This is a genomic window from Streptomonospora mangrovi (assembly GCF_027604915.1).
Classification (GTDB): Bacteria; Actinomycetota; Actinomycetes; order Streptosporangiales; family Streptosporangiaceae; genus Streptomonospora; species Streptomonospora mangrovi.
In genome coordinates this window covers 33,613-54,754 of the sequence record NZ_JAJAQC010000020.1, presented here as the reverse complement: position 1 = coordinate 54,754, position 21,142 = coordinate 33,613, and the positions used below count along the sequence as shown (strand labels likewise).

Here is a 21,142-nt window from a genome sequence, read left to right as displayed (position 1 = left end):
ACCCGGCGTGGCCCTTCCTCCCCTCACACCCGAACAGCGCGCCGCGGCTCTGGAGAAAGCCGCGAAGGCCAGAAAAGAGCGCGCGGAAGTCAAGAACCGCCTGAAGCACGGCGGCGTCTCGCTGTCGGAGGTTCTCGCCGACGGCCAGACCGACGACGTCATCGGCAAGATGAAGGTCTCGGCTCTCCTGGAATCCCTGCCCGGTGTCGGCAAAGTCCGCGCCAAGCAGATCATGGAGCGGCTGAACATTGCCGAGTCCCGCCGTGTCCGCGGGCTGGGTGCCAACCAGCGCGCGGCTCTGGAGCGTGAATTCGGCGGAGCCGAGTAGCGTTCAAAGGCGGATGTGCCGTTTTTCACGGCGACTTCCGGCCGTCCCCCGGGCGGCCGGGTGAGTGCGACCGCCGATGCCGTGTCGCCGCAGCCCCGCGGTGGCGGTGTCGGCGGTGTGTCGGACACCGGGCGGTACCGGACTGGGAAAGCCCCCACCTGCGCTGACGCGGCAGACCGCGTGGACATGCGGCGCCGCGCGAGCGCTCTCGGAGACTCCGGACCGGTCGGCGGGTGGGTTCCGCGCCACCCCCGGGCGAACGCCCGCCGCGTTCGGTAGGGCGGCCCCTCAGCCGCCCCCGACGCCCCGGACCTCGGTCCGGCACCGCACGACCAGGCACGACCCGCGCCGCGGCCGTGCCCCGGCGGCGCCCCTTCGGGGGCGTGCGCACGGGGCGCGCCGCGGCGCGGTGGTATAAAAGACCAACCGGCGCCGCCGCCCGCTCGCGCGGGCCGCGCCCGCGCCGCCGCCCGCTGCGGCGCGGCGGCCGGCGGCCACCGTGCCGCGCCTCCACGTTCGCCCTCGGCTTTCGAGAGTCTGATTCGCCCGTGCCCAACCACTCCGCGGCGCCGCCCGCACCCGGCGCACCGCGCACCGGCCCGGCCCGCCGCCTGACCGTGCTCTCCGGGCCCTCGGGCGTCGGCAAGAGCACCGTCGTGCGCGAGATCCGCGCCCACCACCCCGAGGTGTGGCTGTCGGTGTCGGCGACCACCCGCGCGCCCCGCCCCGGCGAGACCGACGGCGTGGAGTACCACTTCACCGACGACGCCGGGTTCGACCGCATGGTCGCCCAGGGCGAGCTGCTGGAGTGGGCGGAGTTCGCGGGCAACCGCTACGGCACCCCGCGCGGCCCCGTCGAGGAGCGGCTGGCCAAGGGCGAGCCCGTGCTGCTGGAAATCGACCTCCAGGGCGCCCGCCAGGTCCGCGCCACCATGCCCGAGGCGCTCCAGGTGTTCCTGGCCCCGCCGTCGTGGGAGGAGCTGGTGCGCCGGCTCACCGGGCGCGGCACCGAGCCGCCCGAGGTGATCCGCCGCCGCCTCGACGCCGCGCGCGTCGAACTCGCCGCCGAGAGCGAGTTCGACACCACCCTCGTCAACACGTCGGTGAGCGCGGTCCGCGACGAGCTGCTAGCGTTGATCCTCGCGCCGCAGGTGTGATATCCGCGGCACAGCACCGGCGGATCCGCCGAGTCCAGCGACTATCCTGGCGTGAGTCCGCTTTCGCAGGTCCCCTCCGGGGCCTTTGACACCGAAGACACCGATTTCCAGGGGGACGCACGTGGCAGGCACCGAGCCCGTCGCCGAAGGCATCACCAACCCGCCCATCGACGATCTCCTGGAGACCGTCGACAGCAAGTACAGCCTGGTCACCATGGCCTCCAAGCGGGCGCGCCAGATCAACGCCTACTACGCCCAGTTGGGCGAGGGCCTGCTGGAGTACGTCGGCCCGCTGGTCGAGACCCAGGTCCAGGAGAAGGCGCTGTCCATCGCCCTGCGCGAGATCAAGGGCGGCCTGCTGACCGCCGAGCCCTACGAGGGCGCCTGACCCGCACGCCGCCGCACCCGGGGGCCGGTCCGCGCCCGCGCGGCGGCGTCTGCTGAGATCGTGTCGTGAACACCGAGCACCGTCCCGAGATCGTCCTGGGGGTGGGGGCCGGCATCGCCGCCTACAAGGTCTGCGAGCTGCTCCGCCGCCTCACCGAGTCCGGGCACAGCGTCACCGTCGTCCCCACCGCCGACGCGCTGCGGTTCGTGGGTGAGCCCACCTGGGCCGCGCTCTCGGGCCGGCCCGTGGCCACGGGGGTGTGGGAGTCCGTCCACGAGGTCCCCCACGTGCGCATCGGGCGCGTGGCCGACCTCGTGTTCGTCGCCCCCGCAACCGCCGACCTGCTGGCCAAGGCCGCCCACGGCATCGCCGACGACCTGCTCACCAACACCCTGCTGACGGCGCGCTGCCCCGTCGTGTTCGCGCCCGCCATGCACACCGAGATGTGGGAGCACCCGGCCACCCGCGCCAACGTCGCCACCCTGCGGGCGCGCGGCGCGGTGGTGCTGGAGCCGGCCGTGGGCCGCCTCACCGGCGCCGACACCGGCAAGGGGCGGCTGCCCGAGCCCGCCGACCTGTTCGCCGCCGCCCGCCGCGTCCTGGCGCGCGGCACGCTGCCGGCCGACCTGGCCGGGCGGCGTGTGCTGGTCACCGCCGGGGGCACCCGCGAGCCGCTGGACCCCGTGCGCTACCTGGGCAACCGGTCCTCGGGGCGGCAGGGCTACGCGCTGGCCGCCACCGCGCTGGCGCGCGGCGCGCGGGTCAGCCTCATCGCGGCCAACGTGGAGCTGCCCGACCCGGCCGGCGCCGACATCACCCGGGTGGGCACCGCCCGCGAACTGCGCGAGGCGGTGCTGGCGCACCGGGCCGAGGCCGACGCGGTGGTGATGACCGCCGCCGTGGCCGACTTCCGCCCGGCCGAGGTCGCCGACGGCAAGATCAAGAAGGGCGACGGCGGCCCGCCGGTCATCGACCTCGTCGAGAACCCCGACATCCTGCTGGAGCTGTCGCGCGAGCGCCCGCGCCCCGGCCAGGTGGTCGTGGGCTTCGCCGCCGAGACCGACCACGTGCTGGAGCACGGGCGGGCCAAGCTGGAGCGCAAGGGCTGCGACCTGCTCGTGGTCAACCAGGTCGGCGCCGGCCGGGCCTTCGGCACCGAGGACAACCAGGCGGTGGTGCTGGGCGCCGACGGCTCGGCCACCGACATCCCGCACGGCCCCAAGGAGCACCTGGCCGACCGGGTGTGGGACCTGGTGGCCGCCCGCCTGGCGCCCGCCGGGCCGCGGCCCTGAAGACCCGCCGGCGCGGGTGCGGCGCCCGGCGCGCCGCGCCCCGCCGTGCCCCGCCGGGCGCGCGGGCGCCCGGGGCGGTCCGCCCTGTTGCGCGTGCAGCGTCCGGTTTCGCTGTACGCTACGGGAAACCGCAGCACAGCGGCATGATCACCGCACATCCGGAAATTCGTCTGTGTCGTGCGTCACACCGACTGGGGTACCGCCTGAAAAGGGCATCCGCACCCCCGCGCCACGGCGCCGCACCCGCAGCACGGCGGCGTACTTGACCTATCGGGGCCGGTCGCCCGAGCGTTGCGGACAACGCCCCACTACAGTGGACGAAAGAAAACCAACCGCGTCGGTCGGTTTCGTCGTGGCCCCCCACCCGCGGCGGAGGCCGAGCCGAGCCGACAACTGTCAGCCAGCAGCCGCTGCAAGGAGTCACTCAACGTGTCCCGTCGCCTTTTCACCTCCGAGTCGGTCACCGAAGGCCACCCCGACAAGATGGCCGACCAGATCAGTGACGCGATCCTCGACGCGATGCTCCAGGACGACCCCGCCAGCCGGGTCGCCGTAGAGACCCTGATCACCACCGGACAGGTACACGTGGCCGGTGAGGTCACCACCAAGACCTACGTCGACATCCCCGCCATCGTGCGGCAGAAGATCCTGGAAATCGGCTACGACTCCTCCGCCAAGGGCTTCGACGGCCAGTCCTGCGGGGTCTCGGTCTCGATCGACGCGCAGTCCCCCGACATCGCCCAGGGTGTCGACACCGCCTACGAGGCGCGGGTCGAGAAGGGCGCCGACGCCCTCGACCTCCAGGGCGCGGGCGACCAGGGCCTGATGTTCGGCTACGCCAACCGCGAGACCCCCGAGCTGATGCCGCTGCCGATCAAGCTGGCCCACGCGCTCTCCCAGCGGCTCGCGGCGGTCCGCCACGACGGCACCGTGCCCTACCTGCGGCCCGACGGCAAGACCCAGGTCACCGTCGAGTACGACGGCCTCCAGCCGGTGCGCCTGAACACCGTGGTGGTCTCCAGCCAGCACGCTCCCGACATCGACATGGACGAGCTGCTGACCCCCGACATCAAGGAGCACGTGATCGCCCCGGTGGTGGCGAGCTACGGGCTTGAGGCCGACAACTACCGGCTGCTGGTCAATCCCACCGGCCGCTTCGAGATCGGCGGCCCGATGGGCGACGCCGGGCTCACCGGCCGCAAGATCATCGTCGACACCTACGGCGGCTACGCCCGCCACGGCGGCGGTGCCTTCTCGGGCAAGGACCCCTCCAAGGTCGACCGCTCGGCCGCCTACGCCACGCGCTGGGTCGCCAAGAACATCGTCGCCGCCGGCCTGGCCGACCGCGCCGAGGTCCAGGTGGCCTACGCGATCGGCAAGGCGCACCCGGTGGGCATCTTCATCGAGACCTTCGGCACCGAGCAGGTGGCCCCCGACGTCATCGAGAAGGCCGTCAAGGAGGTCTTCGACCTCCGCCCCGCCGCGATCGTCCGCGACCTGGACCTGCTGCGCCCGATCTACTCCCACACGGCCGCCTACGGTCACTTCGGCCGCGAGCACGCCGACTTCACCTGGGAGCAGACCGACCGCGCCGCCGCCCTGAAGTCCGCCGTGGGCGCCTGACCCGCCCCTTTCCCCGCACCATCCGCCCGGCCGCGCCCCACCATGGGTCGCGGCCGGACGCGTACGGGAGGGCAAGCTGTGGACTCGTGACGAGCACGCGCGCTCTACCATCGCTTGCCGTGGGCTGCGGCACGCATCGTACAACTGTCCGCATGTGGACAGTCGCCTAAAGTGACCACGGGCTGATGTGGACTTCTCTAGCGTGATCCCGTCGAAGAAGGGAATGCCCGTGACCATGGAACTATGCGAGCGCCCGCAGACGACTGTCCCCCCCAAGACCGACCTGTTGCGGGAGATAGTCGAAGCACGGCTTGACGTTCCCGAGGGCTTCAAAGTGGAGATTCTCGGAGGACGCATCTACGTGTCTGCTGCGCCCGTGCCCCGGCACAATTTCATCACCGACCTGATGGTGGAGCGGTTGCTCGGCAAGCTGGCGGGGGACAGGCGCCCCTCGAACGCCGGCTACGGCATCGCGCGCGATGTGGAGAAGGGCGATTTCGCCATCCCCGACCTCATCGTCGCCAGCCGGGCCGCCATGAACAGGATGGAACCCCTCATCCCCGCCGGCGAGATCGACCTCGTCGGCGAGGTGGTCTCCCGAAACAATCCCTACAAGGACTTGGAGGTCCTGCCCGACCTGTACGCGGAGTGGAGCATTCCGATGTACCTGGTCGTGGATCCCCGGAAGGGGGAGATCGCGCTCTACTCCGAACCGCGCGGAACCGCCTCGGGCGGGTACGGGCGCCTGCGCCGCCTGCGCTTCGGCGACGTCGTGGAGCTGGTTCCTCCGCTTGAGGGCCTTCGCATCGAGACGTCGGAGTTCCCGCGCTACGAGAACTGACCGCCCGCTCGCCTGTGCGCGGGCGGGTTCCCTCCGTAGCGAACGCGTGGCATCATGTCGCCGGTCGGCTGTATGCGGTATGCGAACCTGTGTGCGGTGAGGGGGCCGGATGTCCGCGTTGCGCGTGCTGGACCGGGAGAGGTCGGTGGCCGCCTGGTCCTACAACCGGTGGCTGGTCCCGCCCGCCGCGCTGGCGGTGCACCTGTCGATCGGGCAGGCGTACGCCACCAGCGTCTACAAGAACTCCCTGGTCGAGCACTTCGACACCGGCCAGACCCAGATCGGGGTCATCTTCTCCATCGCCATCGTGATGTTGGGCCTGTCGGCGGCGGTGGGCGGCACGTGGGTGGAGCGTGCCGGCCCGCGCAAGGCCATGCTGGTCTCCGCGCTGTTCTGGAGCGGCGGGTTCCTCGTCGGCGCGCTGGGGATCGCCCTGGGGTGGCTGTGGCTGCTCTACCTGGGCTACGGCGTGCTCGGCGGGATCGGGCTGGGCATCGGCTACATCTCGCCCGTCTCCACCCTGATGAAGTGGTTCCCCGACCGCCCCGGGCTGGCCACCGGCATGGCCATCATGGGCTTCGGCGGCGGCGCGCTGGTGGCGACCCCGGTCTCCAACCAGCTCATGGCCTTCTACGACCCCGCCTACGACGCCTCGGCCGCCGGCTCGGTGGCCTCCGGTGGGGCGGTGGTGGGGCTGTTCGTCACCCTCGGGCTGGCCTACCTGGTGCTGATGATGATGGGTGTCTGGCTGATCCGGGTGCCGCCCGAGGGGTGGCGGCCCGCCGGCTACGACCCCGCCACCGCCCACGCCGGCGCCCGGATGATGGCCACGCGCGGGGTCTCGGCCGCCAACGCGGTGCGCACGCCCCAGTTCTGGCTGCTGTGGGTGGTGTTGTTCACCAACGTCACCGCCGGGATCGGCATCCTGGAGCACGCCAGCCCGCTCATCCAGGACTTCTTCCGCGACGGCGGCGGCGCCAGCGCCGTCACGGCGGCCGCGGCCGGCGGGTTCGTCGGGATGCTGTCGCTGTTCAACATGGCCGGCCGGTTCGTGTGGTCCTCGACCTCCGACCTGGTCGGGCGCAAGCCGATCTACATGTTCTACCTGGGCGCCGGCGCCGTGCTCTACCTGCTCATGGCCACCGTCGGCGGCACCTCCACGGTCGTGTTCGCCGCCACGGCGGGCATCATCATCTCCTTCTACGGCGGCGGGTTCGCCACCGTGCCCGCCTACCTGCGCGACCTGTTCGGCACCTACCAGGTCGGCGCGATCCACGGGCGGCTGCTCACCGCCTGGTCGGCCGCCGGGATCGCCGGGCCGCTCATCATCAACGCCTTCCTCGACGCCCAGGGCGAACCCGGCACGCTGACCCAGTCGGCCTACCAGGCGCCGCTGTTCACCATGGTCGGCCTGCTGGTGGTGGGGTTCGCCGCCAACCTGCTGATCCGCCCGGTGGCCGAGCGCTTCCAGGAGCCCTCCGCCCCCGAGCCCGCCGCCCGGCCCGCCCCCGCCGCGCCCGAGGGCGCCGCCGGTGCGCCGGCGGCCGCCGGTTCCACCTCGGTGCCCCGGGGCGGCGGCGTGTGGCTGGTGGTCTCCTGGGCGGTGGTGGCCGTCCTGCTGGGATACGCCGACAGCCTGAACACCGCCCGGGCCGCGCAACTGTTCACCGGATAGCCCGGCGCGGGCGCGCCCCCCCCGCCGGGCGGCGCGCCCGCGCGCGGGGATGGTCAGCGGGACCCGGGCACCGTGCGCGCCGCCGGGCCGCCCTCGGGAGCGGCCCCGGGCGCGGAACCTGCCCCGAGCGCGGAACCGGCACCGGGCGCGGACCCGGTGGCGGCACCGCCGCCGCGCGCCGGCTTCTCCGGGATCCGGGCCAGCACCCACTTCTGCCCCGCCTCCAGCGGCCCGTTGTCGAACCGGCGCAGCCACAGGGTGGAGCCGGTCAGCAGCACCAGGCAGATGGCCGCCCACAGGCCCATCACCCACCAGGGGCCGGTGTGCTCCAGCCGGGCCGCCAGGCCCAGGCCGATGCCGTAGCAGGCCAGCATCGCCAGCACGTTCTGGAGGACGTAGCCCGACAGCGCGGTGCGGCCCAGCGAGGAGAACGCCGTGGTCACGATCCCGGGCGCGCGCCCGTGCGCCGTCATCGCGTCCATCAGCCGCCCCACCAGCCCGATCAGGCCCAGCGCCACCACCGGCGCCGCGATGTAGCGGTCGACGAGGAACAGGCTGCCCCCGGCCAGCGTGGTCGCCAGGTTCAGCGGGAGCCCCACGCCCAGGCCCCACAGCAGCAGCCGGGTGCGGATCGCCCGGCCCGCGGCGTCGGGGGCGAACGCCCCGGCGCGGAACAGCCGCACGCCCAGCAGGAAGAGGAAAACCAGCAGTGCGAAGGACAGCACCGGTTCGATGCGCAGCATGGGGAGGTTCTCCAGGCGGAACGCCACCTGCTCCAGGTACCCGCCCTCGGCGTAGAGGCGGACCACCTCGGCGGCGGCGTCGGTGTCGCCCTGGCGCTGCGGCGGCGCCATGCGCTCCAGGGCCATCAGCCCGGCTGTGAGCAGCGCCATCAGCAGCACGTGCGCCCCCGCGCTCACCCACAGCGCGACGCGCTGGGCCCGCCGCGAGCGCGTCAGCAGCCAGGCCACCAGCAGCGCGGTGACCGCGTAGCCCATCAGCACGTCCCAGGCGAACACCAGGACGAAGTGCAGGGTGCCCTCGGCGAACAGCAGCAGCGCCCGCCACTTGTAGCGGCCGGGCCAGCGGCTGCCGCGCCTGGCCGCCGAGCGGAACTGGATCGCCAGGCCCACCCCGAACAGCAGGGTGAGCAGGGCCAGGAACTTGCCGTTGGCGGCGAAGCGCAGCGCCGCCTCCAGCGCGGCGCCCGCGGCGGCGCCGGCGCCCTCCACGGCGCTCTCGGGTGCGCCGCCGGTGGTGCTCGACAGCACCGCCCACTCGGCGCCCGGCGCCGCGAAGATCCAGATGTTGGTCGCCAGCGTGCCGAGGATGGCCACCCCGCGCAGGACGTCCAGCAGCGGCAGCCGCCCCCCGCCGCGGGAATCCGCGGCGGGTGCGGTCCTGTCGCCGTCGGTGCTCGGTTCCATGATCGTTCAGCCCCCGTTCGGCCGGTCACGGAGCGGAGCCGCCCGGTGCGGCCCCGTCATGGAACCAGGCTCCCCGACCGCCGGGGCGCCGCGCGTCCTGCGCGCTGCCGAATTCGGGTGCTGCTTAAGTTGTACGGAGCGTGTACGACTCCGCCGCGCTACAGGCGCACGGTGGTGCTGCGCACGATCTCGAAGACCGGGTGGGTGGCGGCCTCCTGCGCGAAGCCCTCGACCGGGGAGTCGGGGGCCGCGGTGAACTGGGCGGACACCATCACCGCGCGCGGGTGGTCCAGGTACTCCTTGAGCACGGGGGCCGCGCGCTCGGGCCCGACCTCGACCACGCTGACCAGTTCGATCCACCCGCCGTGGCGCAGCGTGCCGAAGCCGTCCTTTCGCAGGTTGCGCACCCACCCGGTCTCGCCGTAAGCGCCGACGAGGAACCGGCCCTGGGTGTTCTCGACCAGGCTGACGGGCGTGGTGCGCAGGAACCCGGACTTGGCGCCGCGGGTGGTCAGCAGCCGCAGGTCGGAGGGGGCGAGCCCGAAACTGATGAATCCCCCGATCACGGCGTTCGCTGTGCGCCTCACCCGTGTCCGGCGGAATCGCCCGGCGTCGTTGCCCATCGACCTCTCCCTTACTCGGCTCCCACCATTGTGGCGGTTTTCGCCCGTCCCACGCACCTCGCAGCGCTAGCGGAACGCCGATACGCCCGTGACGGCCTGCCCGATGCTCAGCGCGTGGATCTCCTCGGTGCCCTCGTAGGTGGCGACCGTCTCCAGGTTCACCATGTGCCGCATGACCGGGTACTCCAGGGTGATCCCGTTGGCGCCGTGCAGCGACCGCGCGGCGCGCGCCACCCGCTGGGCGGCGGCCACGTTGCCGAACTTGCCCAGGCTCACGTGGTTGTGGTGGCAGGCGCCGGCGTCCTTCAGGCGGCCGACGCGCAGCGCGGTGAGCCCGGCCTGGTTGACGTCGAGGACCATCTCGGCGAGCTTGCGCTGGGTGAGCTGGAAGGCGGCGATGGGGCCGCCGAACTGCTCCCGGGTGGCCGCGTAGTCCAGCGCGGCGGCGTAGCAGGCGCGCGCGGCGCCCACCACGCCCCACACGATGCCGTAGCGCGCCTCGTTGAGGCAGGAGAGCGGCGAACCCAGGCCCGAGGAGCCCGGTAGCAGGGCGCCGCCGGGCAGCCGCACGCCCTCCAGCACCAGTTCGGAGGTGATCGAGGCGCGCAGCGACAGCTTGCGGTGGATCGTGTTGGCCTGGAACCCGGGCGTGTCGGTGGGCACCAGGAAGCCGCGGATGCCGTCGTCGGTGGCCGCCCACACCACGGCCACGTCGGCGACCGAGCCGTTGGTGATCCACATCTTCGTGCCGTCCAGAACCCAGTCGGGGCCGTCGCGGCGGGCGCGGGTGCGCATCGACCCGGGGTCGCTGCCGGAGTCGGGCTCGGTCAGGCCGAAGCAGCCGATGGCCTCGCCGGCGGCCAGGCGCGGCAGCCAGGCCCTCTTCTGCTCCTCGGAGCCGAACTTGTGGATCGCGGCCATGGCCAGCGACCCCTGCACCGAGACGAAGCTGCGCAGGCCGGAGTCCACCGCCTCCAGTTCGCGGCAGGCCAGGCCGTAGGCCACCGCGCTCGCGCCGGCGCAGCCGTAGCCCTCCAGGTGCATGCCGAAGACGCCGAGGTCACCGAACGCCTTGGCCAGGCCGCGCGGGTCGGGGATGGTGCCGGCCTCGAACCACTCGGCGACGTGCGGCAGCAGCTCACGGGAGGCGTAGTCCCGCACGGTGTCGCGGATGTCGCGCTCCTCCTCGGCCAGGGTGGCGTCCAGGGCGAGGAAGTCGAGCGGGTCGGGCGCCGGGGGGCGGTTGCGGTCGGTCATGGCGCGGTCCCTTCTGCTGCGGGCGGTCTGGGGTGGGGGCGGCGTCGGGCGACCCGGGCGGCGGCGCGGGGCCGGCGGCCGGGGCGCGGCGGGCTAGGTGGCGGGCGGGTCGGCCGGGTGGGGCGGGTCGGCCTGGTGGACGGCGCCGCGTTCGACAAGGGCGGCGATCCGCTCGGGGGCCAGCCCCGCCTCGGCCAGCACCCGGGCGGAGTGCTCGCCCAGCAGCGGCGGCGGGGCGGCAGGGGTGCGGTCCCCGGCGGCCGGGGCCGAGCCGAGCCGGAACCCGGCGCGGACCAGCTCCAGCGGCCCGGCGGCGGGGTGGACGGTGTGGAGCAGCACGTCGTCGCCTGCGGCCTGGGCGGTGCGCACGGCGTCGAGCACGCCGCGCACCCGCCCCACCGGCACGCCCGCCTCCAGCAGGTCGCGCACCCAGTCGGCGGCGGGGCGGGCGCGCAGCGCGGCGGAGATCTCGGCGACCAGGTCGGCGCGGTGGGCCACGCGCAGCGGGTTGGTGGCGTAGCGGGGGTCCTCGGCGAGGTCGGGGCGCTCCAGCACCGCGCACAGCCGCCGGAACAGCGAGTCGTTGCCGGCCGCCACGACGATCTCGGAGTCGGCCGTGGGGAAGGACTGGTAGGGCACGATCGAGCCGTGGGCGTTGCCCGCGCGCTCGGGCTCGGCATCGGTGAGCAGGGCCTGCTGGGTGAGATTGGCCAGCCCCGACAGCGCGGAGTTGACCAGCGAGACGCTGACGTGCTCGCCCTGCCCGCAGGCGCGCGCCCGCACCAGCGCGCCGAGGATCGCCACGGCGGCGTTGAGGCCGGTGAGCACGTCGGTGATGGCCACGCCGGTCTTGGTGGGCGGTCCGCCGGGGGAGCCGGTGGAGGCCATGAACCCGCTCTCGGCCTGCACGATGAGGTCGAACCCGGGGCGGCCGGGCGGGTCGTGCTCGGGCCCGAAGCCGCTGATGGAGCAGTAGACCGCGGCGGGGTTGCGCGCCCGCACGGCCGCGTGGCCCAGCCCGAGGCGGTCGGCCACGCCGGGGCGGAAGTTCTGCACCACCACGTCGGCGGCGGCGCAGAGGTCCCGGACCGCGGCCAGCCCTTCGGGGTCCTTGAGGTCGACGGCCAGGCTGCGCTTGCCGCGGTTGACCGCCAGGAAGTAGCCCGCTTCGCCGCCGGCCCAGGGCGGTCCCCACGCGCGGGTGTCGTCGCCGCGTCCGGGGTGCTCGACCTTGACCACGTCGGCGCCCAGGTCGGCCAGCAGCATGGTGGCGTAGGGCCCGGCCAGGACCCGCGAGAGGTCGACCACCCGCACCCCGGCCAGCGGCCGCCCGGCCGGCGCCGCGCCGCCGGTGCCGCCGGGGGAGGGGCCGGGGTCCGCGCCCGCCGGGGTGCCCGCTGCGCCGTCCGCCGTGCCGTCCCTGGTGCCTTCGGCCATGCCGTCCGCGCTCCCTTCACCGCCGCCCCGGGGCGGCCGCGCGGCGCCCCGTCCGCTTCGTGGTGCCCGTGCCGCGCTCACCCGCGCGCCGGCCCGGTGCCTCGGGAACCGGCCGGGTCGGCCTCCTCGGCAGCGCGCGCGGCCCGCACCTGGTGAAACGTCTCCAGGCAGCGGCGCAGCGCGGTGGCCAGCGCGCCCCCGGACTGGCCCGCGTAGCGGCGCTGGACCCGCTCGGCGATCTCGGTGATGTCCTCGGTCACCGACAGGCCCTCGACCAGGGCGCGGAAGAACTCCTTGGCGAGGTCGGTGAGCAGCGTGGTGTCGGCGGCGACGATCCGCCCGTCGGCGAGGTCCACGGCCAGGACGACGCCCAGGCGCTCGTACTGGGAGTGGCTCGCCACGGCGTCGGGCAGGCGGGCGTAGCCTGAGACCAGGACGACGCCGGGATCCTCCAGCAGCGGGCGGATCCGCTCGGGTACGGGCACGGTGCTCCCTCCGTTGGGCATGCGGAAACTCCGGGGGTGCTGGAGTCTCACGCCTGGCGGGACGACCGGGGGACGCCGGGCGCCCTCAGCGGGAGGGCAGTCGGCACTCAGTATCCCCGACCCCCGCCGCCGCCTGTCAACAACCCGCCACGGCATCGCCGCCCGGGAGGCCGACGCGGGGCTGCGCGCACCAGGGGCGCGGCCCCACGCCGGGGGCGGTCATCGGGCACGGACGCCCTCCGCGCGCCGGCCGGGCGGTCGGCGCGCGGAGGGGCGGATCGGCCGCTTCCGCCCTCGGCCGGACCGGGGCGCGGCGACCCCCACTGCTGGTCCGGACCCACGTGGGCCGGGAGGCTCGCCGGGCGCCTCGCTGACCGCTCGCGCGGAACGCGGCCGTCGTGCGGGGCCGATGCGGCGCCGAGGATCGCCCCAGGCGGCTCCGGACGCGGCACCACCGGGTCGCCGCGCCGGATGCGGTTCACGGATGCTGGTGTGGCGGTCCGCGCGGCCGGGCGCCGCGACCCCTGTCGCAGGTCCGGGCCGCCCGCGCGGAGGGCAGCCACGTCCGGGATCGCTGTGGTTCCGGAGACGCCCGTCTTCGTGGCCGCGGGCGTGCGTCGTGGTGCCACCTGCCCTTCCCGTGGTGGACGGCGGTCCGGCCCCCGCCGCCGGGGGGTACCGCCCCGGACGGTCCTGCCGACGCGACGCGGCTGGGGCCTTCCGGCGCGTCGGCCTGCGGTCGGGTCGTCCCGGGCGATACCCGGGCGACCCGGGAACCGGGTTGCGGTCGCCATAGGGCCATGGGCTATAGTCGTGCCCAGGTCATGAGTGCCAGCGTCAAGCCCCGGCTAGCTGGCCGGCAACCCTCCTTCCGCGGTGGGGTGCCCCGGGTGAGGACCAGGTCAGGACACGACCGTTTCGACCGTGTCAGGCAAGCGCGGACCCCCGAGGTTCCATGCGCGCGGCCACCGCGACGGCAGCGGGGCGGTGCGTCCCAGGGGTCCCTGACGGCCCCTGGAGGTGCCACTGTGACTACCACTGCCGCTCCCGCCCACACCGCCCGTCCCGCCGCCGCGCTCGCCGTGCCGCCCGCCGACCCGTGTGCCGTGCCCGCCGTGGTCGGCGCCGGCGCCCGCGTCGAACTCGCCACCGGCGGGCACGCCGAGTACGCCAACCTCGACCACGCCGCCAGCGCGCCGTGCCTGGCCGCCGTGAGCGACGCCGTCGCCGCCGCGCTGCCCACCTACGCCAGCGTGCACCGGGGCGCCGGGCTCCACTCCCAGATCACCACGCGCGCCTACGAGCGCGCCCGCGCCTCGGTGGCCCGCTTCGTGGGCGCGCGCGGCAGCGACGCCGTCGTGTTCGTCCGCGGCACCACCGACGCGCTGAACCTGCTGGCCCGCTCCCTGCCCGAGGGCTGCGCGGTGGTGGTCTTCGCCGCCGAGCACCACGCCTCCCTGCTGCCCTGGCAGCACCGGGGCAGCCGCGCCGGGTCGGTGGCCCGCCTGCCGCTGCCGCCCAACCCCGACGCCGCCGTCGCGGCCGCCCGCGCCGCGCTGCGCGCCGCGCCCGAGGGGCCGCGCCTGCTGTGCGTGACGGCCGCCTCCAACGTCACCGGCGAGGTCTGGCCCGTCGCCGAACTCGCGGCCGTGGCCCACGAGGAGGGCGCCCGCATCTGCGTGGACGCCGCCCAACTGCTGCCGCACCAGGCGTTCAGCCTCAGCCGCTCCGGCGCCGACTACGTCGCCTTCTCCGCGCACAAGCTCTACGCGCCCTTCGGCACCGGCGTGCTCGCCGGCCGCACCGACTGGCTGCGCGCGGCGGCGCCCTACCTCGCCGGGGGCGGCGCCACCGCCGCCGTCACCGACACCGACGTGCGCTGGAACGACCTGCCGGCCCGGCACGAGGCGGGCAGCCCCAACGTGCTGGGCGCGGTGGCGCTGGCCGCCGCCTGCGACACCCTCGCCGACGCCGGCCAGGACCGCCTCCACGCCCGCGAGCAGGAGCTGCTGGGCCGGCTGCGCACCGGCCTGGCCGACGTCCCCGGTGTCACCGAGCTGCGCCTGTGGGCCGCCGACCATCCGCGCGTGGGCATCTCCTCCTTCGTGGTGGACACCCTGCCCGCCGACGTCGTGGCCGCCGCGCTGTCGGCGGAGTACGGCATCGGCGTGCGCGACGGGCTGTTCTGCGCCCACCCGCTGACCCGCCGCCTGCTGCCCGAGGGCCACGGCAGCGCGGTGCGGGCCAGCATCGGCCTGGGCACCACCGCCGAGCACGTGGACCGGCTGGTACGGGCCGTCGGCGAGCTGGCCCGGCGCGGCCCCCGGCTGCGCTACCGCCTGGACGAGTCCATCGGCCACCTCGTGCCCGACCACGGCTGAGCGGCGTCCGCGCGGCGGGCGCGGCGCGGCGGAAGAACGCGTGAATTTCTCCCCGGGTGAATGACGTACCTCACACCAGGTACCATCGGGCGCTAACGAAGTGCGGTGGGTCACCGGCCCCGGAGCACCCCTCCGGGGGCGCCCGGTCGACCCTCGGCACCGGCCGACGGCTCGGGGGGCGCGATCGTGACCGACAACGGGCGTGCAGTCCACATCGACGGCGACCAGGCCGTGGCCGCGATCCCCGATCCGCGCGTCGTGCACATCAGCGAGCGGCTGGCGCGCGCCTCCGGACCCGCCGCGCCTGCCCGCCCGGCGCCGCCGCCCCGCCCCCGCGACCCCGGCACCGACCGCCTTCGCACCGCCCGGCGGGGCTTCCTGCGGCGCGCCGTGGGCTACCTCGCCGCCGACGCCGGCGTGCGCCAGTTCGTGGACCTCGGCTCGCGCCTGCCCGTGGGCGAGGGCATCGGGCGCGCCGCCGCCGAGTACGCGCCGGGCTCCCGCGTCGTCTACGTCCACGCCGAGTCCACCGCCGCGCTGCCCGGCGGCTCGGGCGCCGGCGACCACGGCGCGGCGGTGCTGGCCGTGGAGCGCATGGACCCCGACCACCTGCTGGCCGCGTTGAGCGGCCGCGGCCTGGTCGACCTCGCCGAACCCGTCGGCGTGCTGCTGACCGACGCCGCCGCCCCCGACCGCGACGGCGCGCCCGTCCGCGACCTGGTCCGCGCGCTGCACGCCGCGCTGAGCCCGGGGGCGCACATCGCCGTCGCCCAGCCCGCCCCCGACACCGCCGACCCCCACCGCCGCGAGGCCGCTGCGGCGGTGTTCGCGCCGTTCACGCTGATCGAGCCGGGCCTGGCCGACATGGCGTGGTGGCCCTACCCCGACGAGGAGGTCAGCGCCGAGCCCACCGGCGTCCTCGCCGGCGTCGGCCGCCGCGACTGACCCCGGCGCCCACACCAACCGGCGGCGGACCGGCCGCCGCACCGCACCGGCGAAAGGACGCCATGGCCGCATCCGCCGGCCCCCGCTGGGGCGCGGAGGTCGCCGACCAGTTGGAGTTCCACTGGGACACCACCATGTGGCCGCGCCTGGAGGGACTGGACGACGACGAGTACTTCTGGGAGCCGGTGGACGGCTGCTGGTCGGTGCGGCCCCGCCCCGACGGCACGTTCGTCCCCGACTACGCCTATCCGGCGCCCGAGCCGCCGCCGGTGACCACCATCGCCTGGCGGCTCAGCCACGTCGTGGTGATGGTGCTGGAGATGCGCATCGACCACCACTTCGGCGAGCGCCGCCTGGACCTCGCCGACGTCCGCTGGCCCGGCGGCGCCGCCGAGGCCCTCGACCGGCTGCGCGCCGCCTACGGGCGCTGGATCACCGAGCTGCGCCGGCTGGACGACGCCGACTTCGCCGCCCCGGTGGGCGCGGCCGAACCGCCGCAGTGGGCGGAGTTCCCGTTCGTCACGCTGGCCCTGCACGTCAACCGCGAGATCATCCACCACCACGCCGAGGTGGCCCTGCTCCGCGACCTCTACCGCGCCCGCCCGGCCGCCCACGCCGACGCGCTGTGAAGGGCGCGGCCGCGCCTCACCCTCCGGCGCCGGGAGCCTCGCCGCCGAGGACGTGGTCCTCCCAGTCGTCGCAGTCGGCGAGCAGCCAGTGCGGCACCAGCCGGTAGGGGAAGGGCGCGTCGGTCCGGAACGGCGCGCGGCCAGACGCCTGATTCGCGGTGCGGTACCGGCCCCTCTCCAGCCGGAGTTCCACGATCCCGACCTCCTCGCGGGTGGGATCGACGATCCAGTAGGACCCGATGCCGAACCTGGCGTACTCCGCGCGCTTGGCGTGGTGGTCGGTGAACGCGGTCGACGCCGACACCACCTCCACGGCCAGCAGCGGCGGCCGGGTGAGGTGGCCCGCCGAGCGGTCGGCGCGGGGGATGACGCACAGGTCGGGGATCCGGTGATGCGTCCGATCAGCGGTGAAATCGATCCCGGCGGCTGCGGAGACGTTGTGCCCACGCGGTGTCTGCGGGTGCAGTACCAGAAGAAGCCGGTCGGCGATGACGGTGTGGGGGAAGAGCGGCGCCGGGGACACCACGAGCCGCCCGCCCACCAGTTCGTAGCGCCTGCCGTCGTCCGGCGTCCGCGCCAGGCCGGCCACGGTCACCTGTCGTGACCGCGGTGCCCGCGTCCGCCCGCCCTCACCCGTCATCAAGCCCTCTTGCCCTCATGAGGACAAGTATCCGAAGGCGCGGCCCGCCGCGTGCGGAAACGGCGAAACCCGCGCCGGCCACGGCGCGGCGCCGCCCGCGTCCCGCGCCTCCTACACGACCTCCAGCGGGTCCACGCGGACCTGGGCGGCGTGCTCCTCCTTGCGGGCGCTGCGGGCCGAGGCCGCCGCCTTCAACGCGGCGGCGAGCAGATGGATGTCGGGGCGCGGCACCCGCAGCAGGGCGCGCTCGGGGGCGGCCTCGGGGCCCGAGGCGCCCGCGTTCACCGGCACCGGCCCCAGGACCTGCGCCGACTCCGGCAGCCGCACCCCCTCCAGCAGTTCGCGCACGTGCGCCGCCTCGCCCGTCACCGACGCCATCGCCACCGCCGGGGGGAACCCCAGTTCGCGGCGCTCGGCCAGTTCGCGCTCGGCGAACCCGCCGGGGTCCCAGCGCACCAGCGCCTGCACGGCCGGCAGCGCGGCCTCGGCCACCACCACGACCTGCCCGCCCTCGTCGGCCGGGCGCACCAGCGCTGCGGCGTTGCACCACCGCCGCAGCGCCTCCTCGGCGGCGCGCAGGTCGGCGCGGCCCAGCAGCGCCCAGCCGTCCAGCAGCACCGCCGCCGCGTAGCCGCCCCGCGCGGCGGGTTCGGCCCCCGGGGTGGCGACCACCAGCGCCGGGCGCTCGGAGACCTCGGTCAGCACGTCGTCGCGGCCCGAGGTGCGCACGGTCAGCGACGGGAACGCCCGGCCCAGCTCCTCGGCGGTGCGCCGCGCGCCCACCACGCCGGCGCGCAGCCGGGTGCCGCCGCACTCCGCGCAGCGCCACTCGCCCGCGATGCGGCCGCACCACCGGCAGTAGGGCATGGCGTGGGCGCCGCGCAAAGCCAGCGGCCCCTGGCAGGCCCCGCACCGGGCGGGGGCGCGGCAGGAGGCGCAGCCCAGCGAGAACAGGTAGCCGCGCCGGGGGACCTGCACCAGCACCGGGCCCCTCTGGGCGGCCTCGCGGGCCACGCGCAGCGCCAGGTGGGGGATGCGGGCGGTGCGGGCGGCCTCGTCGCGGGCCAGTTCGCTGTCGTCGCCGGTGGCGCGCACGCGGGGCGCCCGCTCGCGCAGCAGGGCGCGGTCGGCGGCCAGCGGGTGCGCCCAGCCCGACTCCACGAGCTGGGCGGCCTCGGTCGTGCGGGTGAACCCGCCGATGAGCGCCCCCGCGTTCGCCCGGTGCGCGCGCATCGACAGCACGGTGCGGGCGTGGGGGTAGGGGGCGTGCGGCTCGGAGTGGACGTCGTCGCCGTCGTCCCAGATGGCCACCAGGCCGAGGTCGCGCACGGGCGCGAACGCCGCCGCCCGCGTGCCCACCACCGCGCGGACCGTGCCGCGCAGCACGCGCAGCCAGCGGCGGTAGCGCTCGGCCGGGCCGAGGCCGGCGGTCAGCGCGACGTGGCGGCCCTCGCCCAGGTGGCGGGTCAGGGCCGAGTCGACGGCGGCCACGTCGCGGCCGTCGGGGACCACCACGACCGCGCCCCTGCCGGCCGACAGCGCGGCGGCGACGGCGACGGCGATCGCGTCGGCCCACTGCGGCCCGGGAAGGGCGCTCCACACCGCGCGCGGCGCGCCGCCCGAGGCCAGCGCCGCCACGAACGACGGCCCGGCCGGGTAGTCCGCCCACGGCCCGGGCTCGGGCGGCGGAGGAGCGGCTTCGGCCGACGCGGCGTCGGGTGGGAGACCGGACGGCGCGCTCGGGCCGGGGGAGTCGGCGCCGCCGCTGCCGGGAACCACCGCGCCGCCCTCATCGACGGCCGCAGGGCCGTGGCCTGCGGCGCCGGGGGAGGCGGCGGTGGGGGAGAGGACGGCGTCGGCACCGGGTGGCGCGTCGGGGCCGGCGGCCGTGCCCGCGCTCGCGGACACGGGCGTTTCGCCCGCCGGGCGCGCGACTCCCGCGCCCCCGCCCCGGCCGGAGTCCGACCGGCCGTGCGCGGCGGCCGCGCCGGACGGGGATCCTTCGGCGGGTGCGGTCGCGGGCGCGTCTCCGCTGTCCGGCGCCGTTCCTTGGGCACCCCGGTCGCCTTCCGGCGTCCGTGCGCCGTCCCGGTCGGGAGCCTCCTGCGCACCCTCCTGCGCGCGGGCGGAGTGGTCGTGCCCTGCGGTCTCGACGGCCTCCAGCGCCTCTTCCGACGGGGCCGCGACCCCGTCGGCGGCAGCCGGGTATTCGGCGGCGCCCTTATCGGCCTCCGGGGCGGGGGAATCCTCCTCCAGAGCCTCGGTCGGCGGGTGGGCTGGGGCGCCTTCGGCGCCCGGCTCGGTGCCGTGGGCGGTCGCGGTCCCGTCCTTCGGCGCTTTCGCGTCGTTCCCGGGGGGCGGCGACGCCGCTCCCGGGTCCTCCTTCTCGACGCGGGCGTGGCGCGGGGGCACGGCCAGGCGCAGGACGTCGCTGAGGGTGCCCGCGTAGCGGTCGGCCACGGCCCGGGCCAGGGCCGCGATCTCGGGGGTGAGCACGGGCTCGGGCGACACCACCTGGTGCAGGTAGGCCAGCCGCCCCGGGAACTCCGACGTCGCGCAGCGCTCCAGCAGGAACCCCGACAGCAGTTGGCCGTGGAACGGCACCCGCACCCGGCACCCCGGCACCGCCGCGTCGTCCATGGACTCGGGCACCTGGTAGTCGAACAGGCGGTCCAGGTGCGGCAGCGGGGTGTCGACCACCACCCGCGCCACGGGATCCCGCTCGGCCGGGCGGCGCGGCTTGGGGCCGGCCTTGCCGGCCGCGCCCTTGGGGGCCTTGGCGGCTCCCCGCCCGGCGGTGGCCCCGGAGTCCGCCGGGGATCCGGCGGCGGCCGGACGCGGCAGGTCGAAGAGGAGCCCCTTGTCGGGATCGGGCTGGGCGGTCATCAGAACAGGTTTACCAGAGCCCGCCGACACCCCCGCGCCGCGCGCGCCGTGCCGCCCCGACGCCGCGTGTTGGCGCCGCCGTCCTGGTAGACAGGACGCGGTAGCAAGCGGTCAGTGAGGAAGTGCCCAGCAGATATGAAGCTCGTCTTCGCAGGAACCCCCGAGGCGGCGGTGCCGTCGCTCAAGACCCTGCTGGCCTCGCGCCACGAGGTCGCGGCCGTGGTCACCCGACCCGACGCCCGCGCCGGGCGCGGGCGCAAGGTCGCGCCCAGCCCGGTGGCCCAGGTCGCCGCCGACGCCGGTGTGGAGGTGCTCAAGCCCCAGAAGGCCGCCGAGCCCGAGTTCCTGGCGCGGCTGCGCGCCATCGGCCCCGACTGCTGCCCCGTCGTCGCCTACGGCGCGCTGCTGCGCCAGGAGGCCCTCGACATCCCCGCCCACGGCTGGGTCAACCTGCACTTCTCGCTGCTGCCGCAGTGGCGCGGGGCCGCGCCCGTGCAGCACGCCGTGCTGCACGGCGACGACCTCACCGGCGCCGCCACCTTCCTCATCGAGCCCGACCTGGACTCCGGCCCGGTGTTCGGCACCGTGGTCGAGCCCATCGGCCCCCGCGACACCAGCGGCGACCTGCTGGCCCGCCTCGCCGAGACCGGCGCCGGGCTGCTGCTGCGCACCCTCGACGGCATCGAGGCGGGCACGCTGGCCCCCCGCCCCCAAAGCGCCGACGGCGTCTCCTTCGCGCCCAAGCTCACCTCCGCCGACGCCGAGGTCGACTTCACCGCGCCCGCCATGCGCGTGGACCGCCGGATCCGCGCCTGCACCCCCGCGCCGGGCGCCTGGACCACCTTCCGCGGCGAACGCCTCAAGCTGGGGCCGGTGCGCCCCCGCACCGACGCCGACGCGCTGCCGCCGGGCACCCTGGCCGCCACCCGCGAGGGCGTATTCGCCGGGACCGCCACCCACCCGGTGGAGCTGGGCGAGGTCCAGCCGCAGGGCAAGCGCCCCATGCCCGCCGCCGACTGGGCACGCGGCGTGCGCCCCACCGAGGCCGACGTGCTGGGCGCCTGAGCGGCGGAGGGGGAGGGGCCGGTCGCGGGAGTGGGCCGTGCGCGGCGGCGGCGGTGAGTATCC

General features: G+C 75.6%; 18 protein-coding genes and 1 riboswitch. Of the genes, 11 read left to right on the top strand and 7 right to left on the bottom strand.

Features of this window, described 5'->3' with window-relative positions; all coding sequences use genetic code 11:
* Positions 1 to 7: 7 nt before the first annotated feature.
* The 7 genes from mihF to LG943_RS13805 all read left to right on the top strand — a co-directional run bounded on the left by mihF (position 8) and on the right by LG943_RS13805 (position 7,304).
* Positions 8 to 328, top strand: coding sequence for an integration host factor, actinobacterial type (gene mihF / locus LG943_RS13835; RefSeq protein WP_179766524.1), 321 nt, complete (start codon positions 8 to 10; stop codon positions 326 to 328).
* Between the two features lie 548 nt (positions 329 to 876).
* Entirely contained in the window at positions 877 to 1,485 is a 609-nt protein-coding gene (gene gmk / locus LG943_RS13830) for a guanylate kinase (protein WP_270072670.1), read from the top strand.
* A gap of 121 nt (positions 1,486 to 1,606) precedes the next feature.
* On the top strand, positions 1,607 to 1,873 hold the full coding sequence (rpoZ, locus tag LG943_RS13825) for a DNA-directed RNA polymerase subunit omega (RefSeq protein WP_270072669.1): 267 nt from the start codon (positions 1,607 to 1,609) through the stop codon (positions 1,871 to 1,873).
* Between the two features lie 65 nt (positions 1,874 to 1,938).
* Positions 1,939 to 3,165 (top strand): bifunctional phosphopantothenoylcysteine decarboxylase/phosphopantothenate--cysteine ligase CoaBC, encoded by a 1,227-nt coding sequence (coaBC, locus tag LG943_RS13820; protein WP_270072668.1) that lies wholly within the window; start codon positions 1,939 to 1,941, stop codon positions 3,163 to 3,165.
* Positions 3,166 to 3,594: 429 nt separating this feature from the next.
* On the top strand, positions 3,595 to 4,788 hold the full coding sequence (gene metK, locus LG943_RS13815) for a methionine adenosyltransferase (RefSeq protein WP_270072667.1): 1,194 nt from the start codon (positions 3,595 to 3,597) through the stop codon (positions 4,786 to 4,788).
* 202 nt (positions 4,789 to 4,990) lie between these two features.
* Complete coding sequence (locus LG943_RS13810) at positions 4,991 to 5,629, top strand: Uma2 family endonuclease (protein ID WP_270072666.1); 639 nt, start codon at positions 4,991 to 4,993, stop codon at positions 5,627 to 5,629.
* 109 nt (positions 5,630 to 5,738) lie between these two features.
* Complete coding sequence (locus LG943_RS13805; protein ID WP_270072665.1) at positions 5,739 to 7,304, top strand: OFA family MFS transporter; 1,566 nt, start codon at positions 5,739 to 5,741, stop codon at positions 7,302 to 7,304.
* A 53-nt stretch (positions 7,305 to 7,357) separates the two neighbouring features.
* On the opposite strand, the gene LG943_RS13800 is transcribed toward LG943_RS13805, so the two are convergent.
* The 5 genes from LG943_RS13800 to LG943_RS13780 all read right to left on the bottom strand — a co-directional run bounded on the left by LG943_RS13800 (position 7,358) and on the right by LG943_RS13780 (position 12,554).
* Positions 7,358 to 8,731, bottom strand: a complete 1,374-nt coding sequence (locus tag LG943_RS13800) for a DUF418 domain-containing protein (protein WP_270072664.1) — start codon at positions 8,729 to 8,731, stop codon at positions 7,358 to 7,360.
* Between the two features lie 158 nt (positions 8,732 to 8,889).
* Positions 8,890 to 9,354, bottom strand: coding sequence for a nitroreductase/quinone reductase family protein (locus LG943_RS13795; RefSeq protein ID WP_270072663.1), 465 nt, complete (start codon positions 9,352 to 9,354; stop codon positions 8,890 to 8,892).
* 66 nt (positions 9,355 to 9,420) lie between these two features.
* Positions 9,421 to 10,611: an acyl-CoA dehydrogenase family protein gene (locus tag LG943_RS13790; protein WP_270072662.1), complete on the bottom strand. Its 1,191-nt coding sequence runs from the start codon at positions 10,609 to 10,611 to the stop codon at positions 9,421 to 9,423.
* 93 nt (positions 10,612 to 10,704) lie between these two features.
* Positions 10,705 to 12,048, bottom strand: a complete 1,344-nt coding sequence (locus tag LG943_RS13785) for a CaiB/BaiF CoA transferase family protein (protein WP_270072661.1) — start codon at positions 12,046 to 12,048, stop codon at positions 10,705 to 10,707.
* Between the two features lie 77 nt (positions 12,049 to 12,125).
* A complete protein-coding gene (locus LG943_RS13780) occupies positions 12,126 to 12,554 on the bottom strand; it encodes a DUF3870 domain-containing protein (RefSeq protein WP_408648592.1) in 429 nt (142 codons plus the stop codon).
* A gap of 799 nt (positions 12,555 to 13,353) precedes the next feature.
* A riboswitch (SAM riboswitch) is annotated at positions 13,354 to 13,477 on the top strand.
* 84 nt (positions 13,478 to 13,561) lie between these two features.
* Here LG943_RS13780 and LG943_RS13775 point away from each other — a divergent pair.
* From LG943_RS13775 to LG943_RS13765, 3 genes are all read left to right on the top strand, one after another.
* Positions 13,562 to 14,914, top strand: a complete 1,353-nt coding sequence (locus tag LG943_RS13775; RefSeq protein WP_408648591.1) for an aminotransferase class V-fold PLP-dependent enzyme — start codon at positions 13,562 to 13,564, stop codon at positions 14,912 to 14,914.
* Between the two features lie 186 nt (positions 14,915 to 15,100).
* Complete coding sequence (locus LG943_RS13770) at positions 15,101 to 15,859, top strand: SAM-dependent methyltransferase (RefSeq protein ID WP_270072660.1); 759 nt, start codon at positions 15,101 to 15,103, stop codon at positions 15,857 to 15,859.
* 62 nt (positions 15,860 to 15,921) lie between these two features.
* Complete coding sequence (locus LG943_RS13765; protein ID WP_270072659.1) at positions 15,922 to 16,488, top strand: DinB family protein; 567 nt, start codon at positions 15,922 to 15,924, stop codon at positions 16,486 to 16,488.
* A gap of 16 nt (positions 16,489 to 16,504) precedes the next feature.
* Here LG943_RS13765 and LG943_RS13760 read toward each other — a convergent pair whose 3' ends face one another.
* Together LG943_RS13760 and LG943_RS13755 are read right to left on the bottom strand one after the other, a co-directional pair.
* Positions 16,505 to 17,083, bottom strand: a complete 579-nt coding sequence (locus LG943_RS13760; RefSeq protein ID WP_270072658.1) for a Uma2 family endonuclease — start codon at positions 17,081 to 17,083, stop codon at positions 16,505 to 16,507.
* 156 nt (positions 17,084 to 17,239) lie between these two features.
* Positions 17,240 to 20,014: a primosomal protein N' family DNA-binding protein gene (locus tag LG943_RS13755; protein WP_270072657.1), complete on the bottom strand. Its 2,775-nt coding sequence runs from the start codon at positions 20,012 to 20,014 to the stop codon at positions 17,240 to 17,242.
* Between the two features lie 135 nt (positions 20,015 to 20,149).
* Between LG943_RS13755 and fmt the strand changes: the two genes are divergently transcribed.
* Entirely contained in the window at positions 20,150 to 21,079 is a 930-nt protein-coding gene (fmt, locus tag LG943_RS13750; protein ID WP_270072656.1) for a methionyl-tRNA formyltransferase, read from the top strand.
* The last annotated feature ends 63 nt before the right edge of the window (positions 21,080 to 21,142 follow it).

Bases quoted from the DNA above. Each gene is read 5' to 3' on its own strand.
- LG943_RS13800 (WP_270072664.1), bottom strand. From the start codon at position 8,731: ATGGAACCGAGCACCGACGGCGACAGGACCGCACCCGCCGCGGATTCC.
- fmt (WP_270072656.1), top strand. From the start codon at position 20,150: ATGAAGCTCGTCTTCGCAGGAACCCCCGAGGCGGCGGTGCCGTCGCTC.
- LG943_RS13780 (WP_408648592.1), bottom strand. From the start codon at position 12,554: ATGCCCAACGGAGGGAGCACCGTGCCCGTACCCGAGCGGATCCGCCCG.
- LG943_RS13805 (WP_270072665.1), top strand. From the start codon at position 5,739: ATGTCCGCGTTGCGCGTGCTGGACCGGGAGAGGTCGGTGGCCGCCTGG.
- LG943_RS13795 (WP_270072663.1), bottom strand. From the start codon at position 9,354: ATGGGCAACGACGCCGGGCGATTCCGCCGGACACGGGTGAGGCGCACA.
- LG943_RS13755 (WP_270072657.1), bottom strand. From the start codon at position 20,014: ATGACCGCCCAGCCCGATCCCGACAAGGGGCTCCTCTTCGACCTGCCG.
- LG943_RS13790 (WP_270072662.1), bottom strand. From the start codon at position 10,611: ATGACCGACCGCAACCGCCCCCCGGCGCCCGACCCGCTCGACTTCCTC.
- LG943_RS13785 (WP_270072661.1), bottom strand. From the start codon at position 12,048: ATGGCCGAAGGCACCAGGGACGGCACGGCGGACGGCGCAGCGGGCACC.
- LG943_RS13765 (WP_270072659.1), top strand. From the start codon at position 15,922: ATGGCCGCATCCGCCGGCCCCCGCTGGGGCGCGGAGGTCGCCGACCAG.